Origin of the sequence: Rhodoblastus sphagnicola (assembly GCF_002937075.1) — a bacterium.
Classification (GTDB): Bacteria; Pseudomonadota; Alphaproteobacteria; order Rhizobiales; family Beijerinckiaceae; genus Rhodoblastus; species Rhodoblastus sphagnicola.
On record NZ_NHSJ01000106.1, the window covers coordinates 45,153 to 62,851 of the forward strand.

Genomic DNA, 17,699 nt, shown 5'->3' on the forward strand with positions numbered 1-17,699 from the left:
TCTTTGTTCTTGCACAGCAATTAAATGTAGCCCTCATGGTGAGGAGGCCGCGAAGCGGCCGTCTCGAACCACGAGGGCGGTCCACGGACGACCAAAAGGCGCGGCTTGCGCCACGCCGAATCTTAACAAGGAAGGGGCGCGGCTTGCGCCACGCCGAATCTTAACAAGGAAGGGGCGCGGCTTGCGCCACGCCCCACGCCGTCGCCTCAATGCGAGACGGGCGGGTCTTGCGCCTTGGGCGCGCCAGTCAGGACCGGAATGGTCTTGGCCGTGGTTTCCTTTGCGGCCGGCTTCTGCACCGTCAGATGCAGCACGCCCTTGTCGTAATGGGCGGAAATCGCGTCGGCCGCAGGCTCGAACGGCAACAGAATGGAGCGATTGAACGCGCCGAAGCGGCGTTCCATCACATGCCAATCCTTGTCGTCCTTCTGCGTTTCAAATGTCTTCTCGCCGGAGACGATCAGGCGGTCGCCCTCGACGCGGACCTTGATGTCCTTTTCCTCGACGCCGGGGATTTCCAGCGTCGCCTCGATGGTCTTTTCCGTCTCGGCGATGTTCATCGCCGGAACCGGCGCCATCGCGGGCGCCATCGTCATGCCCGAACTCATACCCCTGGGTATGTCGAACATTTTCGCGAAATCGCGCCCAAACAGATCCCTTTCGAGAGCGCGGAAGGGATCGGTCATGACATCGCGGGACCACAGGTCCGGCAGCATGGTTTTCATGACATCCTCCTGTCCGCCGCGCAGGCCCCCAACGGGGTCTGGCGCGGCGCTCGGCGGAGGTCACGCCGGTTTTCGGCGAACCGGCCGGAGCCTCTCGCCAAGGTTCACACTATATTATTCTTTCTCCGACGCGCATTGATCCCGGTCATTGACGGTTTTTCGGCGCTGACAAGCCGGGCCGGCGCGCCTATAAGGGCTGTCCTCGCCGGCGAAATCCGCTTCGGCGCTTTTCGCGTTGCTTTTCGGAGGAAAAATGTCGGGTACGACCAGATCGAGCGGGGGGCTGGACCCACGCCGGCGAAGAATCCTGTTCCGTTGCTGGCATCGCGGCATGCGCGAGGTCGATCTGCTGCTCGGCCAGTTCGCCGACGCCCGCATCGACCAGCTTTCCGAAGACGAGCTCGACCAGCTCGAACATTTCATGGACGCGCAGGACGTGGACATTTTTTCCTGGTTCGCCGGCTCGAAGCCGGTCGATCCCGCCTACGCCCGGCCAATCTTCGATACGATCAAGGCGTTTCATACCCATAACGGGCCGATCAACGTTTGACGGCTCCCCCCCCCCTCTCCCCGCTTCAGCGGGGAGAGGGGGGGCCAACGATCCTTATTTACGATTGCATCCATGACCGACCTCCTTCGCGCCCGAGACGAACTCGAACAAGGCCGCTCGCTCATCCTGTCGCGCGCGCCGGAAGGGTTTGACGCCCTCGTCGCCGCCGACCTTTTACGCACGCTGGCCAAGTCTGGAGAGGGGCGCTCGGTCGCGCTGGTCCATGTCGCGCGCGATCCGCAGCGCCAGCGCGCCTTCGCCGAAGCCTTCGCCTTCGCCGCGCCGGAAGCCGAAATCCTGGATTTCCCGGCCTGGGACTGCCAGCCTTACGACCGGGTGTCGCCGACCTCCGCAATATCGGCGCAGCGCATGACGGCTTTGGCGCGGCTGGCGCGCACGCGCTCCTCGCTGGAACGGCCGCGCCTGCTGCTCACTTCGGCGCCGGCGCTGGCGCAGCGCGCGCCGCCCCGTCGCGAGCTTGCGGCGAAAAGTTTTTCGGCGGCGCCCGGCGCGGCGGTCGATCTGCACGAGCTTTGCGCCTGGCTGGAGGCCAACGGTTTCGCGCGGGCTTCGACCGTGCGGGATTCCGGCGAATATGCGCTGCGCGGTGGCATTGTCGATCTCTATCCGCCGAGCCTGCCCGGCCCCGTCAGGCTCGACTTTTTCGGCGACGTGCTCGAAACCATCCGCGCCTTCGATCCCGAGAGCCAGCGCACCACCGCGCAATTGCGCGCGCTCGATCTCGTGCCGGTCAACGAGGCGCCGATCACCACCGAAACCATCAAGCGCTTTCGCCAGAGCTATATCGCGCATTTCGGCGCGCAGACGCGCGGCGACGCGCTTTACGACGCGGTCAGCGAGGGACGCCGCCCCGGCGGTCTCGAGCATTGGCTGCCGCTGCTCTACGGCGAAATGGACACGCTGTTCGACTATATCGACGACGCGCCGATCCTGCTCGACCATCAGGCCGACGCCGCGACCCATGAGCGTTTTGCACAGATCGCGGATTATTATCAGGCGCGCCGCGAAGCGTTCGCGCAAAATCCCGCCACCGCCAATTACAAGCCGCTGCCGCCGGACGAGCTTTACCTGACGCCGGAAGAATTCAAGACCCGGCTCGACAAGGCCGCGACCGGAAGCTTTACCCCCTTCGCGGTCCCCGACGGCGGCGCAAAAGTGATCGATTGCGGCGGCGTTCCCGGCCGCAATTTCTCGCCCGAACGTTCCGATGAAAACATCAATGTGTTCGAGGCGGCCATCGAACATATTCGCGCGCTCCAGGGCGAGGGCAAAAAAGTCATCGTCGCCGGCTGGACCGATGGCTCGCGCGAGCGTCTCGGCGCGGTGCTGGCCGAGCATGGCTTGAAGAAACTGGAAACCGTGTCGTCGCTGTCGCAGGCTTTGGGCCTGCGCGACGCCAAGGTGGCGCTGGCGGTGGTCGGCGTCGAGGCCGGCTTTGTCGCGGGCGATCTCGCCGTTGTCGGTGAGCAGGATATTCTGGGCGACCGCATCGCGCCGCAGCGGCGGCGCAAGAAGCGCGCGGAAAATTTTCTCGCCGAAGTGGCCTCGTTGTCGGCGGGCGATGTCATCGTCCATGTCGATCACGGCATCGGCCGCTTCATCGGGCTGAAAAACATCGAGGCGGCGGGCGCGCCGCATGATTGTCTCGAAATCCATTATCACGGCGGCGACAAGCTGTTCGTGCCGGTGGAGAACATCGAGCTGTTGTCGCGCTTTGGCTCGGAGGATTCCGAAGTCGCGCTCGACAAGCTCGGCCATTCCGCGTGGCGCGAGCGCAAGGCGCGGCTGAAACTGCGCATCCGCCAGATGGCGCACGGGCTGATCAAGATCGCCGCCGCGCGCATGCTGCACGAGGCGCCCAAGCTGGCGCCGCCGGAAGGGCTTTACGACGAATTCTGCGCGCGCTTCCCCTATGACGAGACCGAGGACCAGTTGTCCGCCATCGAGGCGACGCTGACCGATATGGCGTCGGGACGGCCGATGGACCGGCTGATCTGCGGCGACGTCGGGTTCGGCAAGACCGAAGTCGCGCTGCGCGCCGCCTTCGCCGCCGCCTTGAACGGCGTGCAGGTGGCGGTGGTCGTGCCCACCACTTTGCTCGCCCGCCAGCATTACAAGAATTTTACCGCGCGCTTCGCCGGCCTGCCGGTGCGGATCGCGCAGATGTCGCGCATGGTGTCGGCGGCCGACCAGCGCGAGGCCAAGAAGGGCGCGGCCGACGGCTCCGTCGATATTGTCGTCGGCACCCATGCCGTGCTGGGCAAGACCGTGTCGTTCAGGGATCTTGGCCTTGTCGTCATCGACGAGGAGCAGCATTTCGGCGTCGGCCACAAGGAGCGGCTCAAGGAATTGCGCGCCGCCGTGCATGTGCTCACGCTGTCGGCCACGCCGATTCCGCGCACGCTGCAACTGGCGCTCACCGGCGTGCGCGAATTGTCGATCATCGCCACGCCGCCGGTGGACCGTTTGGCCGTGCGCACCTTCGTCACGCCGTTCGACGATCTGATCGTGCGCGAGGCGCTTTTACGCGAAAGGTTCCGGGGCGGTCAGAGTTTCTTTGTCTGCCCGCGTCTGGAAGATCTGGACGAGGCCTCCGCCTGGCTGCGCCAGAACGCGCCCGAGGCCAAATTCACCATCGCCCACGGGCAGTTGGCGGCGACGGAGCTGGAGGAGCGCATCGGCGCCTTCTATGACGGCAAATACGACATTCTGCTCTCGACCAATATCGTCGAATCCGGGCTGGACATTCCCACCGCCAACACGCTGATCGTGTGGCGCGCGGACATGTTCGGCTTGGGACAGCTTTATCAATTGCGCGGCCGCGTCGGGCGCTCCAAGACCCGCGCCTACGCCTTGTTCACCACGCCGGTCAACCGGACGCTCACGCCGCAGGCGGAAAAGCGGCTGGAAGTGCTGCAATCGCTCGACACGCTCGGCGCGGGCTTTCAGCTCGCCACCCACGATCTCGACCTGCGCGGCGCCGGCAATCTTCTGGGCGACGAGCAGTCCGGCCATATCAAGGAGGTCGGTTACGAACTTTACCAGCAGATGCTGAACGAGACCATCGCCGCGCTGAAGGCCGGCGGCGGCAAGGAGGAGGAAGAGGCGTGGTCGCCGCTGATCACGCTGGGCACGCCGGTCACGATCCCCGAGCATTATGTCGAAGATCTGGACCTGCGGCTCGGGCTTTATCGCCGGCTGGCGACGCTCGACGACGAGCAGGAGATCGAGGCTTTCGCGGCGGAAATGATCGACCGGTTCGGGCCGATGCCGGACGAGGTCAAGCAATTGATGGCGCTGGTCAGCGTCAAGGCCTTGTGCCGCCACGCCCATGTCGAGAAGGTCGAGGCCGGGCCGAAGGGGATCATCGTCGGCTTCCGCCACAATTCCTTCGCCAATCCGACCGGGCTGGTGCGCTATATCGCCAAGCAGGGGCCGGACGCCAAGGTGCGGCCGGACATGAAGGTGGTGTTCACGGGCGGCGATTACGCCAGGGCCGAGGATCGGCTGAAGAAGGCGCGCAAGCTGTTGCGCGATCTGGTCGGGATTGCCGGAAAGAAGGGGTGAGCCGGTCATATGCGCTCGGTTAAGCGCTGGCAGGCTGCGGCAACAGCCGTGGACCGCCTCCTCAGCATGAGGGCTGCTCGATTGATTCCATTGGTCCCCTCATGCTGAGGAGGCGAGCAAAGCTCGCCGTCTCGAAGCACGAGGGGACCAACCCACGAAGTTCTCAGCAGTCACCAAGCTTAACCTAGCGCCCATGGGTGAGCCGGTTGGGACGGGCGGTCATGCCGCCCAATCCACCACGACCAGACCGGGGGCCCGGGAAAACTCGCCGACATTGGACGTAACCAGCGTTCCGCCGCGCCGCCGCGCCTGAGCGGCGATGAGGAGATCGTAGGGACCGATCGGCGTTCCCGCGCGCTTGAGATGCGCGCGCAGCTTCCCCGCCTCGGCGGCGTCGGCGGAATCGAATTCCAGAACCTGGATGTCCTCGGTCAGAAAAGCATCCAGCGCGCTGGCGTTGCGCTCCGGTCTTGCGCTGTTGGCGGCGCCGAAGCGGAGTTCGAACAGCGCGATGGATGAAATCGCCATCGAAGTCGCGGACAACCGTTCTTGTTCGAAGCGGCGACGCAGGATGGGCGGGCGGCCGTTGAGAAGGCCGATCACAACGTTGGTGTCCAGACACAGCATCGCGCAATTCAATCCAGCGACACGTCGTCGTCGAGGTTGGGGTGGAGATCGTCGTCGCCAACATCGGGGAATTCCCCTCCGGTCAGGGAATCGATCGCGGCCCAGAAGTTTTTTGCGTCAAACGGCCTGGTTTCGATTGGCTCCAGAATCACCTTGTCGCCGATCCGGCTCACCTTGACTTCCGCGCCGGGCATACGGAATTCCTTCGGCAACCGCACAGCCTGGCTACGTCCATGCATGAACAGTTTCGCGATCGCGGTCTCGCTCATGATCGGCCTCGAATGATATCTACCGCAAGATAGATATCACTTGCGACGGCGAATGTCACCTCTTCTTCCGTCTTGCCGAAAACGGCCTCGGCGCCAAGGCCGCCACATCCCCTTCCGCGATCAGCGCCTTGCGATAGATGTCGCGCTGTTCGTGGATCGAGGCGATCACAAGACCCATGGGCACGCCTATGTCCACCAGCGCCGCTTCCGACAATTGCAGGCTGGCTTCGGTCGTTTCCGGCACCGCGTCGGTCGCGCCCAGGGCGTAGAGATGGCGGGCGTGAAAAGCGTCGCGGGCGCGCGCGACAATGGTGAGGTCGGGGTTTGACGCGCGGGCGAGGCGCACCACCGCGTCCACCGCGCTCGGCGTGTGCATGGTGATGATGACGGCGCGCGCCGTGGCGAGGCCGCAACCTTGCAAAAAGTCCGGGCGGGTGGCGTCGCCCCAATAGACCGGCTCGCCCTTTTCGCGCGCCGCCGCCGCCACGCCCGAATCGCCGTCCAGGCAGAGATAGTCGATCTGGTGGACACGCATCAGTTCGGCGACGATCTGGCCGACCCGTCCGTAGCCGACGATGAGGACGCGCGATCCCGGCGCGAGATCTTCAGGCGGCGCCGGCCGGATTTGCGGGGCTTTCGGCGCGCGCATGGCAAAACTCGCCAGCGGCGGGATGAAGGTCATGGACAGGGTGACGGCGATCATGGCGTCGTCAGCCAGCTCCTTGGGCAGCAAGGCCGCCGCCGTCGCGGCGGTGAGGATGAGGAAGGCGAATTCGCCGCCCGGCGCCAGCAGCAGTCCGATTTCCCGCGCCTTTTGGGTTTTCGCGCCAAAAGCCCGCGCCAGCGCGAACACGATCGGGGCCTTCAGCGCGGTCAGGCCCAGCGCGAGGCCGAGCGTCGTCACGGGATGGGCGAGGATGCGCGCGGGATCGAGATCGGCCCCGACCGAAACGAAGAACAGGCCGAGCAACAGGCCCTTGAACGGCTCAATGGTCAGCTCCACCGCGCGGCGGAACTCGGTTTCCGCCAGCAACAGGCCGGCGATGAAGGCCCCCAGCGCCATGGACAGGCCGGCGGCCGCCGCCGTCACCGCGGTGGCCGTCACCACCAGCAAGCAGGCGGCGATGAACAGGTCGTCGGATTTGGTCGCGGCGACGAGATGGAAAAACGGCCGCAGCGCCAGCCGGCCGATCCCGGCGATCAGGCCGAGCGCGCCGAAGGCCGAGGCGAAGGTCCAGGCCAGATCCGCGCCCCCGCCCCCCGCCGACATCGACATCACCAGCAGCAGCGGCGCGACCAGAAGGTCCTGGAACAGCAGGACGGAAAAAATCGCGCGGCCGGAAAAAGTGTTGAGGCGCTTTTTCTCCGCCAGCACCGGCATGACGATGGCCGTGGACGACAAAGCGAGCGCGATGGCGAGAACCGCCGACGCCGCCCACCCCTGCCCCAACAGCAACGCGCAGACCATCAGCGCCAGGCCGCAGGCCGCCGCCTGCGCCGCGCCGAGGCCGAACACATAGCGGCGCAACACGACCAGACGTTCGAGCGACAGCTCCAGCCCCATGTTGAACATGAGGAAGACCACGCCGAATTCGGCCAGCGCCGCGATTCGGTCGCTTTTTACCAGAAAGGGGATTTCGACCGGCATGAATTCGTCGAGCCGCCCCAGCCCATGCGGGCCGATCAGCAGGCCCGCGAGCAGGAAACCGAGCACCGGGGACAGCCGTAACCTCTTGAACACAGGCACGACGACGCCCGCCGCCACCAGGAACAGCAACGGGGCTTGATAGGGGGCCAGATCGAAATGCGTGGTCAAAGGCTTTTTCCTCTCGCGATCAGGATATAGAATTCGGCGTCGGCGCCAATCGCGCGCTCGCTAAGCATCACGCCAGGACTTTTATGCGCAACGGAATTCTTGAGGCGGCGCGGCTGGAGACGAGGCTTGTCGCGGCGCCCTGGCCCTGGGCGGAACGCGAGGCGGCGCGAATCGACGCCCATTGGCGGGCGCGGCTGATCGAAAAGCCGAAGCTATTCGACGGGAAGGTGCTGCTGCTGCGCGATCCCGAATTTTGCGACTCGGCCGCCGGCGCGGTTTTGCGCGGGGATTTTTTCCTGACCAATTTTCGCAATTTTCTGGCCTGGCGCGATTTCGGCTTTCCCGATTCCAGCGTCTTCAATTGCTTCTCCATGGCGGCGCTGCGGTCGCGCGATGGAGCCTGGCTGCTGGGCGAAATGGGCGGGCACACCATGAACGCGGGGAAGATCTATTTCGCCGCCGGCACGCCCGACCGCAACGACATTTTTGGCGAAACCGTCGATCTCGGCGCGAGCGTCGCCCGCGAAATGACCGAGGAAACCGGGTTTTCGCCGGACGAGGCGGCGCCGGCGGCGGGGTTCCGCGTCGTGGTGGAGCGCCAGGCCATCGCCTGCATGCAGGAGCGCCGGCTCGACCTGACGGCGGAGCAGGCGATCGCGCGGGTCGCCGCGTTCCTGGCGCGCGATCCCGATCCGGAACTGGCGCGGCTCGTCGCCGTGCGCGGCGAAGCGGATTTGGACGCGGCGGCGATGCCGGGGTTCATTCTGACCTATTTGCGGGACGCTTTCGCCTTGCAGGGGTGAGGGCCGTAGGCGCCGGCAACCCGCTCATTCCCCTCACCCTGAGGAGGCCCTGCAAGGGCCGTCTCGAAGGGCGAGGGAGTCGTTAGCCTCGCCGTTGCGTGTTGCAAGAGGCTGCGCGCCCAAGCAGTCGTGGACCGCCCCCGCCCTTCGAGACGCCGCTTTCAGCGGCTCCTCAGGGTGACGGCTACTGGAAGGTCAGGCGATGAGGCTTGGCTCCACGGCCTCCATCAGCAGGCTCAGGCCGAAAGCCGCGGCCTGCTTGCGGATTTCGCTTCGGCTGAGATCGGCTGCAAAATTCTTGCGCACGATCTTCACCGGGCGCTCGTCGCGGGCGACGGCGAAAAAAACCGTTCCCACCGGCTTGTCCGCCGAACCGCCGCCCGGCCCGGCGACGCCGGAGACCGCCAGGGCGAGATGGGCGCGGGAATTTTCCAGCGCGCCCAAAGCCATGGCCTCCACGCTGGCTTCGGAGACCGCGCCGAATTTCGCGATCAACTCTTTCGCCACGCCGAGCAGGTCGATCTTGGCCTCGTTGCTGTAGGTGACGAAGCCGCGCTCGAACACGTCGGACGCGCCGGGAAATTCCGTGAGCGCGGCGGCGATCAGGCCGCCGGTGCAGCTTTCGGCGGTGGCGAGCTTCAGCTTTTTTTCGCGCGCGGCGGCCAGCAGTTTTTCCGCCTGGTCCAGAACGTGTCTGTTCATTTCCCCTCCCCAAAGCATGATCCCAAAAAGTGGACACCGGTTTTTGGAAAAGATCATGCTCAAACAAAGAGCCTAGCCCGTGATGCGTTTCCGTGGAAACGCATCACGGGCTAGGGCAGGCGCACGGTCGCGATCGCCTGCGCCGCTATGCCTTCCTGGCGCCCGGTAAACCCGAGCTTCTCCGATGTGGTCGCCTTGACCGCCACGCGGTCCAGCGGCAGGCCCATGATCTCGGCGATGCGCGCGCGAATGGCGTCGCGGTGCGGGCCGACTTTTGGACGCTCGCAGATCAAGGTGGCGTCAATATGGGCGACGCGCCCGCCCTTGGCCGCCACCAGCGCGACGGCGTGGGCCAGGAACTGGTCCGAGGAGGCGCCGCGCCATTTTTCATCCGTCGGCGGGAAATGCGCGCCGATGTCGCCGTCGGCGATCGCGCCCAGCACGGCGTCGGTGATGGCGTGCAACAGCACGTCGGCGTCGGAATGGCCGATCAATCCTTGATTATGCGGGATTTTCACGCCGCCGAGCCAGACGTGGTCGCCCTCGCCCAGCGCGTGGACGTCGAAACCCATGCCGGTGCGAATATCGGGCAGGTTCTCCAACAGCTTCAGCTCCGCGTGCAAAAAATCCTCCATTGTGGTGAGTTTGCCGTTTTCCGTGTCGCCGGGAAAGATGAAAACGCAATGGCCCGCCCATTCGGCGACGGCGGCGTCGTCGGTCAGTTCGCTCGCGCCCGCCGCCCGGGCCGAAAGGTGGGCCTTGTGGATCAGGCCGAAACGGAACGCCTGCGGCGTCTGCACGGCGCGCAGGCTGGCGCGCTCGGGCGTCGCGACAATGCGGGAATCCTCGGCGACCTGCTTGATCGTGTCGGTCACGGCGAGGCCGGGAATAGCCGCGCCTTTTTCACGCGCCGCATGGAGCGCGCGGTCGATCAGGGCGGGACTGGCGAAAGGCCGCGCGGCGTCGTGGATCAGCACGTCATCGTCGTCGTCGCAGAGGGGGGCGAGCGCATCGAGGCCGTTGCAGACGCTTTCCTGCCGCGTGGCGCCGCCGATGGTCGGCTCCAGCAGGCGGGCGCGCAGGTCGGGCTTGAGCGGCGCCACCGCCGCGTCATAAAGGTCGCGGTCGTCGGCGTGGATGACGACTTTTGCCTGCGAGGACGGCGCGGCTGTCAGCAGGGCTTCCAGGGTGCGGGTGAGCACCTGCCGCCCCCCCAGGTCGCGATATTGTTTCGGGCCGCCCGCGCCGGCGCGGGAACCGCGACCCGCCGCGACAACGAGAAAAACGCACCGCTCCACCATGTCAGCCCCACAAAACTCCTGAACCGGCGCCACAACGCCGGGTGTGAATGTTGTTGTCAAGCCGGCGCCGTTTTTCTTTGCAGAACAGAAGAATCTGTCTAAAATGGATGCATGGATAATTTTGCCCAACAAACATGCAGCGTCATCAGCGATGTCTGGCGTGTCGGCGGGCTGACGCTGGACGGGCGGGCCATGCTCGCGCCCATGGCGGGGATCACCGATCTCGCCATGCGGCGGCTGGCCCGGCGCTTCGGCGCGGCCTTGGCCTTTTCGGAGATGGTGGCCGCCGACGCGAGCGGGCGCGACCGGCGCGAATCGCTGCTGCGCCTGCGGGGCGAGGGCGTGTCGCCCCATGCCGCGCAGATCGCCGGCTGCGATCCCGCCGACATGGCGCAAGCCGCGCGGCGCGCGGAACAGGCCGGCGCCGACCTGATCGACATCAACATGGGCTGCCCGGCGCGGCGCGTGACCGGCGGGGCCGCCGGCTCGGCCCTGATGCGCGACCTCGATCTGGCGCAAGCCCTGATCGCGGCGACGGTGCGGGCGACCAAGATTCCGGTGAGCGTGAAAATGCGGCTCGGCTGGGACCGGGACGCGCTCAACGCGCCGGAACTGGCGCGCCGCGCCGAGGGCGAAGGCGCCGTCATGGTCACGGTGCATGGCCGCACCCGCAACCAGTTTTACAAGGGCGAGGCCGATTGGGCGGCGATCCGCGCCACGGTGGAGGCGGTCAAGATTCCGGTGGTCGCCAACGGCGATTGCCGCAACGCGGCGGATGCGCGGCGGATGCTGGAGCTTTCGGGCGCGCGCGCGGTGATGATCGGCCGCGCCGCGCTGGGCCAGCCCTGGCTGGTCGGCGACATCGCGCATGAACTGGCGCATGGCGAGGCGCGTCAAAAACTGCCGGCGGCGACCCGCCGCGCCGCCGCGCTGGAGCATTTTGCCGGCCTGCTCGACATATTCGGCGAAGCCCACGGGCTGCGCCATGCGCGAAAACATCTCGCGGCTTACGCCGATCAGGCCGCGCGCGAAAACTTTTTCGTCGATCCGCGCGCACGGCGCCGGTTGGTGGAGAGCGACGACGCCCGCGAGGTGGAGGCCTTGTTGCAGGATCTTTACGACACCCCCCGGAAGGAAGCGGCATGAAGGCGAAAAAAGCCCAGTTCGTTGGCGCGCCCTTCGGCGTTTTGCCTAATAATGAGGCGGATTGTGAGATGGACGCCTGCATGGCGACCCATCTGCTCAACGCCCTGCCCCATCCGCTGCTGTCGATCGGCGGCGACGGCATGATCCACGACGCCAATCCGGCGGCGGAGCTGTTCTTCGCGATGTCGCGCAATGCGCTGAAAAAAATTCGCTTTCAGGAGCTGCTGCCGTTCGGCTCGCCGCTGATCGGCGCCATCGAGCAGGTGCGCAGCCGCCGCGCGCCGATCAATGAATATCGCGTCGATCTGGGCACGCCGCGCATCGGCGTCGAACGCTATGTGGACATTCACATGGCGCCCCTGCCGCAACTCGACAATGGCGTGGTGGTGATGTTGCAGGAGCGCACCATCGCCGACAAGATGGACCGACAGCTCACCCATCGCGGCGCGGCGCGCTCGCTGTCGGCCATGGGCGCGATGCTGGCCCACGAGATCAAGAATCCGCTGTCGGGCATACGCGGCGCCGCGCAATTGCTGGAGACCGCGCTCGGCGACGAGGACCGCGCCCTGTGCCGGCTGATCTGCGACGAGACCGACCGCATCGTCAATCTGGTCGATCGCATGGAGGCCTTTTCCGACGGCCGGCCGGTGGAGCGCCGCGCCATCAACATTCATGAAGTGCTGGAGCATGTGCGCAAGGTGGCGCAGGCGGGCTTCGCCCGCAACATCCGCTTCGTCGAAGCCTACGATCCCTCGCTGCCGCCGGTGCTGGCCAACCGCGACCAGTTGATCCAGGTGTTTCTCAATCTGGTGAAGAACGCGGCGGAGGCCATCGGGCCGGACGCCTTGCAGGGCGAGATCGAGCTGACCACCGCCTTTCGTCCGGGGGTGCGGATTCGCACGCCCGGCAAAGCCTCGCCGGTCAGCCTGCCGCTGGAGTTCTGCGTGCGCGACAACGGGCCGGGCGTGCCCGAGGATCTCGTCCCGCATCTGTTCGACCCGTTCGTGACCACAAAACCGTCGGGTTCTGGCCTCGGTCTTGCATTGGTGGCGAAAATCATCGGCGATCACGGCGGCGTCATAGAATGCGAATCGCACCCGCGCAAAACCGTGTTCAGGATGCTGATGCCGGTCTATGCCCGCCGCGACGCTTGAGACAGCTATTTTCTGGAGGTTCATTGAATGCCAAGCGGCAATATTCTCGTCGCCGATGATGACGCAGCCATCCGCACCGTGGTCGGCCAGGCGCTGACCCGCGCCGGTTATGACGTGCGCACCACCGGGGCGGCCGGCACCTTGTGGCGCTGGATCGAGGCCGGCGAGGGCGATCTGGTGATCACCGACGTGGTCATGCCCGACGAGAACGCCTTCGAACTGCTGCCCCGCGTGAAAAAGGCCCGGCCCGACCTCCCGGTGATCGTGATGAGCGCGCAGAACACGTTCATGACCGCGATCAAGGCTTCCGAGCGCGGCGCCTATGAATATCTGCCCAAACCCTTCGATTTGAAGGAGCTTCTGGCCATTGTCGGCCGCGCCATGAGCGAGCCGAAGAACAAGCTGCGCGCGCCCGAACCCGAGGACATGGAGTCCATGCCGCTGGTCGGGCGCTCGCCGGCCATGCAGGACATTTATCGCGCCTTGGCGCGGCTGATGCAGTCCGATCTGACCGTGATGATCACCGGCGAATCCGGCACCGGCAAGGAACTGGTCGCGCGCGCGCTGCATGACTATGGCAAGCGCAAGAAGGGGCCGTTCGTGCCGATCAATGTCGCGGCCATTCCGCGCGACCTGATCGAATCCGAACTGTTCGGCCACGAGAAGGGCGCCTTCACCGGCGCCAACCAGCGCTCGATCGGCCGGTTCGAGCAGGCCGAGGGCGGCACCTTGTTCCTCGACGAGATCGGCGACATGCCGATGGACGCCCAGACCCGGCTTTTACGCGTTCTGCAACAGGGCGAGTACACCACCGTTGGCGGGCGCACGCCGATCAAGACCAATGTCCGCATCGTCGCCGCCACCAACAAGGATCTGCGCGTTCTGATCCAGCAGGGCCTGTTCCGCGAGGATCTGTTCTTCCGGCTCAATGTGGTGCCGCTGCGCCTGCCGCCCCTGCGCGAGCGCTCCGAGGACATCGGCGATCTCGCGCGGCACTTCTTCGTCCAGGCCGCCAACGAGGGCCTGCCGTCGAAAGTTCTGGAGCCCGGCGCGCTCGACCGCATGAAGCGCTACAAATGGCCGGGCAATATTCGCGAGCTGGAAAATCTCGTCCGCCGCCTCGCCGCGCTCTATCCGCAGGACACCATTTCCGAGCAGATCGTGGTGGCGGAGCTGGGCCTCGATCTCGCCAGCGGCGCCCCGCGCCCGACGCCGCCCAGCGGCTCGGCCTCGCTGTCGGCGCAGCCGGTTTCGTCCGACGAATCCCTGGCCATGTCGGTCGAGCGCCATCTGACCGACCTGTTCAAGACCCATGGCGACACTCTGCCGCCGCCCGGCCTCTATCACCGCATCCTCCGCGAGATCGAATATCCGCTGATCTCCATCGCTCTCGCCGCGACGCGCGGCAACCAGATCAAGGCGGCGGAGCTGTTGGGCCTCAACCGCAACACGCTGCGTAAAAAAGTGCGCGATCTCGACGTGCGGCTGATGCGGACGACGCGGTAGGGGATTTCGTTGTCAGGCGCGGTGGACGCCGTGCGTCCCCTCGCCCCGCCAAAGCGGGGAGAGGGGGCGGAATGCCGGACTCATCCCGCCGCCCGCTCCGATTCGGGCGCGGGGAGCAGCCGCTTGAGCAAATCCTCTTCCCACAGCGGCTTGTCGAACAGATAGCCCTGCGCCAGCGCGCAGCCGCTCGCAGCGAGGAAATCGGCCTGTTCCTGGGTTTCGACCCCTTCCGCCAGCGCGGTGACTTTCAGCGAATTCGCCAGCCTGATGATCGCGACGGCGATTTCCATGCTCACGGGATCGCCCGGTATGTCCTGGACGAAACCGCGATCCAGCTTCAGCTTGTCGATGGGGAAGCGCTTGAGATAGAACAGCGAGGAATGGCCGGCGCCGAAATCGTCGATGGACAGACGCGCCCCCAAATTCTTCAGCGCGCGCAACATCGCCTCCACCTCGCCGCCGGGCTCCGCCAGCGCGTTTTCCGTGATCTCGATTTCGAGGCAGTGCGGCGGCAGTCCGGTCTCCGTGAGGATCGCCGCGACGCGCTCGGCGAGGTTGGCGCGGCTGAGTTGCGCGGGCGAGAAATTGACCGCGATCACATCGATCCGAGCGCCCTGGTCGAGCCAGGACTTCATCCGCGCGCAGGCCTCGCGCAAAACCCACTCGCCCAGCGGGACAATGAGGCCGGTTCTCTCCGCCAGCGGGATGAACTCGTCCGGCGCGACGAGGCCCGAGGGCGAACGCCAGCGCACCAGCGCCTCCACGCCGACGATGGCGCGGTCCTTCAACGAAATGAGCGGCTGGAACTGCAAGACGAATTCGCCGCGCTCCAGGCCGCGCCGCAATCCGGATTCCAGCGCGAGCCGGGCGTTGGCCTCCGCCGTCACCTCTTCCGAATAGAAATAGAGGGCGCCGCCGCCATTCTGCTTGGCGAGATAGAGCGCGGAATCGGCGCGCTGGATCACGTTGTCGGCCTGTTCGCCGAGATCGTCGTTCCCATCCACCGGGAACAGGCTGACGCCGATGCTCAGGCCCACGCAGGCTTCGCGCTCGTGCTCCAGCGCGAAGGGCGCGACGGTCGCCGCGATCAGCCGCCGCCCGATGGCGGCCACCTCGTGGGCGTCCTGAAGATCTTCGAGCAGGACCACGAATTCGTCGCCGCCCAAACGCGCCAGCGTGTCGTTGGGCCGCAGCGCCTTCTTCCAGCGTTCGGAGGCGAGCGTCAGAAGCTGGTCGCCCGCGACATGGCCGAGGCTGTCGTTGACCGTCTTGAAGCGGTCGATATCAAGGAACAGCACGGCGCCCAATGCCGCCAACGTCGCCCCCTTGTGGGTGTTCGCCGCGTTGCGCGCGCGCGCGACCGCCTGCGTCAGGCGCAGGCTGAGCAGCGTGCGGTTGGGCAGTCCGGTCAGCGGATCGTGATGCGCCAGGAATTTCAGCCGCTCCTCGGATTCCTTGATCCGGGATATGTCGGTGAACAGGCCGACATAATGGGTGATCGCGCCGGCCGCGTCGCGCACCGTCGAAATCGTCAGCCATTCCGGATAGACGACGCCATCCTTGCGCCGGTTCCAGATCTCGCCCCGCCAGACGCCTTTCGCGTCGATGTCTTTCCAGATCGCCCGGTAGAAGTCGGCCTCGTGACGGTCCGATTTCAGCTTGCGCGGGTTCCCGCCGCGCACCTCCGCCTCGCTGTAGCCGGTGATTTCCTCGAAGGCCGGATTGACCATGATGATGTTGCGCGCGGCGTCCGTGACGCAGACGCCTTCATGGGTGCTGACGAACACCGCCCGCGCGAGCCGCAAGTCCGCCTCATGGGCCTTGCGCTCGGTGATGTCGGTGTCGGCGCCGACCACCCGCTCCATGCGGCCCGCCGCATCGAACACCGGCAAGCCGCGCGACAGAATGTCGATCCAGCGCCCGTCGCGGTGACGCATGCGCGTCTCGAATTCGAAGCTCTTGCGCAGGCCGGCGCGGACCTCATGGAACTGCCGGCTGAAAATCTCGCGTCCCTCGTCCTCGACCACGCGCCGCCAGGCGGTGGCGCGGCTTTCGATCTCGTCTTCGCCATAGCCCAGCATCGCCTTCCAGCCGGGCGAGAAATAGGCCTCGTCGGTGTCGGGACGCCAGTCCCACACCCCTTCCCGCGCGCTCTCCAGCGCCAGCCGGAAACGCTCCTCGCTCTGCGCGAGCGCGGCCTGCGCCGCCTTGCGGCTGGAAATGTCCTCGATCGCGACCATCAGGTAATCGGGCGCGCCGTCCTCGCCCTGCGCGAAGCTGACCGAGATCGCGGCGTCGAACCAGGAGCCGTCCTTGCGGCGATAGCGGCGCTCGGAGAAATAGGCCCTGCTCGCGCCGGAGCGCAGGCTCTCGACATAGCGGCTCATCTCGGCCTGGCCCTCCGGCGACGCCGGCAGAAGGACGTTGTTGGCCAGCAGTTCCTCCTCCGAATAGCCGAACATTTCGCAGGCGCGCCTGTTGACGCGCACGAGGCGGCCGTGAATGTCGCCATGGACCATGCCCACGGCGGCCTGTTCGAACGTCACCTGAAAGCGGCGCTGCAAATTGCGGTCGGCGCGAACGCGCGCGAGTTTCTGGTCTTGCAGCACGAAACCGGCGATGATCCAGATGGCGGCGATGGCGAGGGCCACGACCAGACCGACGTTGCGCGCGTAAAGGTTGCTGTCGGCCAGCGCCTCGCTTTCGTCGATGCGCGCGATCAGCGTCCAGCCGGTCCCCGGCACCTTGGCGCCGGCGGCGAAGACCGGCGTTCCCATCGGATCGACGCCGCGCATGGCCTCGGCCTCCCCGCGCATGAAGCGGACGATCGGCGCATTCGAGTCCGCGTAGTTCAGGCGCAGGCGCAGCGCCGCCTCGGGATTGCGCAACACGCCGCTGAGGAACAGCACGTCGGAGCCGTCGCGACGCGCGAGCGCGCCGGCCCCGGTCGCGCTCGGGAGCGGCCAGGAAAAGACGAAGGGGTAGAGGTGATCGCTCGCCGCCAGTTTGGCGTAGAGCGCGAAGCGGCGCGCGCCGCCGGACGCATGGACCGGCAGCGGCGCGACAAAGCCGAAGCTCGGCCCCACCGCGCTGCGCCCGAAGTGGAGTTCGACCAGGGCCGGCGCGGACTCCGCGAAGGCTTTCGCCGTGGCGGCGGCGATTTCCGGGGCCGGGCTGTCGTTGGCGGCGAAGAACGAATGGCCCTCCGCGTCGATCAGATCGACGGCGACGAAATTGAAATCGGCGCCGCGCCGCGCCAGATTGTTCTGGATCTTCGCCATGTCGAGCCTGCGGGGATCGAGGTCGCCGAGGTCGCCCTGAGCGACGACGCTGGCCGCCAGCGCGGCCGCATTGGCCTCCTGCGCCTGGAGCCATCGTCCGAGATCGCCGGCTTTCATTTGTGCGATGGCGCGGACCTCGTCGAGCGTATTTCGCTCCATGGAGGCGACGCTGGTCTGGAACGCCAGCCATCCCGCGCCGATGACGGCCAGCGTCAGCGCCGCCGGCCCCGC

General features: G+C 66.2%; 13 protein-coding genes. 6 read left to right on the top strand and 7 right to left on the bottom strand.

Translation table 11 applies throughout. The features are described from left to right. Nucleotides 1-206: 206 nt before the first annotated feature. Nucleotides 207-725, bottom strand: coding sequence for an Hsp20/alpha crystallin family protein (locus tag CCR94_RS17475; RefSeq protein WP_104509123.1), 519 nt, complete (start codon nt 723-725; stop codon nt 207-209). 253 nt (nt 726-978) lie between these two features. On the opposite strand from CCR94_RS17475, the gene CCR94_RS17480 reads away from it, so the two are divergent. Further along, nucleotides 979-1,275, top strand: coding sequence for an FAD assembly factor SdhE (locus tag CCR94_RS17480; protein ID WP_104509124.1), 297 nt, complete (start codon nt 979-981; stop codon nt 1,273-1,275). 72 nt (nt 1,276-1,347) lie between these two features. Then, nucleotides 1,348-4,863, top strand: coding sequence for a transcription-repair coupling factor (gene mfd, locus CCR94_RS17485; protein ID WP_104509125.1), 3,516 nt, complete (start codon nt 1,348-1,350; stop codon nt 4,861-4,863). A gap of 219 nt (nt 4,864-5,082) precedes the next feature. Here mfd and CCR94_RS17490 read toward each other — a convergent pair whose 3' ends face one another. Genes CCR94_RS17490 through CCR94_RS17500 form a run of 3 tightly spaced genes read right to left on the bottom strand, consistent with a single transcriptional unit; the run spans nt 5,083 to nt 7,575 of the window. Then, nucleotides 5,083-5,490, bottom strand: coding sequence for a type II toxin-antitoxin system VapC family toxin (locus tag CCR94_RS17490; RefSeq protein ID WP_104509126.1), 408 nt, complete (start codon nt 5,488-5,490; stop codon nt 5,083-5,085). Between the two features lie 8 nt (nt 5,491-5,498). Continuing rightward, nucleotides 5,499-5,759, bottom strand: a complete 261-nt coding sequence (locus CCR94_RS17495) for an antitoxin (RefSeq protein WP_104509127.1) — start codon at nt 5,757-5,759, stop codon at nt 5,499-5,501. Between the two features lie 55 nt (nt 5,760-5,814). Beyond that, the gene (locus CCR94_RS17500) at nt 5,815-7,575 is read right to left on the bottom strand and encodes a cation:proton antiporter domain-containing protein (RefSeq protein WP_104509128.1); all 1,761 of its coding nucleotides are present in this window, start codon (nt 7,573-7,575) and stop codon (nt 5,815-5,817) included. Between the two features lie 83 nt (nt 7,576-7,658). On the opposite strand from CCR94_RS17500, the gene CCR94_RS17505 reads away from it, so the two are divergent. Next, complete coding sequence (locus tag CCR94_RS17505; RefSeq protein WP_104509129.1) at nt 7,659-8,378, top strand: NUDIX hydrolase; 720 nt, start codon at nt 7,659-7,661, stop codon at nt 8,376-8,378. Nucleotides 8,379-8,573: 195 nt separating this feature from the next. On the opposite strand, the gene CCR94_RS17510 is transcribed toward CCR94_RS17505, so the two are convergent. After that, nucleotides 8,574-9,080 (bottom strand): CinA family protein, encoded by a 507-nt coding sequence (locus CCR94_RS17510; protein WP_104509130.1) that lies wholly within the window; start codon nt 9,078-9,080, stop codon nt 8,574-8,576. 110 nt (nt 9,081-9,190) lie between these two features. Beyond that, nucleotides 9,191-10,381 (bottom strand): bifunctional 2-C-methyl-D-erythritol 4-phosphate cytidylyltransferase/2-C-methyl-D-erythritol 2,4-cyclodiphosphate synthase, encoded by a 1,191-nt coding sequence (locus CCR94_RS17515; protein ID WP_104509131.1) that lies wholly within the window; start codon nt 10,379-10,381, stop codon nt 9,191-9,193. 111 nt (nt 10,382-10,492) lie between these two features. Between CCR94_RS17515 and dusB the strand changes: the two genes are divergently transcribed. The 3 genes from dusB to ntrC all read left to right on the top strand — a co-directional run bounded on the left by dusB (nt 10,493) and on the right by ntrC (nt 14,187). Then, on the top strand, nt 10,493-11,527 hold the full coding sequence (gene dusB / locus CCR94_RS17520) for a tRNA dihydrouridine synthase DusB (RefSeq protein ID WP_104509132.1): 1,035 nt from the start codon (nt 10,493-10,495) through the stop codon (nt 11,525-11,527). Nucleotides 11,528-11,595: 68 nt separating this feature from the next. Then, nucleotides 11,596-12,681 carry a two-component system sensor histidine kinase NtrB gene (locus CCR94_RS17525; RefSeq protein ID WP_104509140.1) on the top strand — a complete coding sequence of 362 codons (1,086 nt, stop codon included), beginning with the start codon at nt 11,596-11,598 and terminating at the stop codon, nt 12,679-12,681. A gap of 27 nt (nt 12,682-12,708) precedes the next feature. Next, nucleotides 12,709-14,187 carry a nitrogen regulation protein NR(I) gene (gene ntrC / locus CCR94_RS17530; protein ID WP_104509133.1) on the top strand — a complete coding sequence of 493 codons (1,479 nt, stop codon included), beginning with the start codon at nt 12,709-12,711 and terminating at the stop codon, nt 14,185-14,187. 80 nt (nt 14,188-14,267) lie between these two features. Here the strand turns inward: ntrC and CCR94_RS17535 are convergent. Continuing rightward, nucleotides 14,268-17,699, bottom strand: a 3,432-nt coding sequence (locus CCR94_RS17535) for a bifunctional diguanylate cyclase/phosphodiesterase (protein ID WP_104509134.1), incomplete at its 5' end; no start/stop codon positions are given.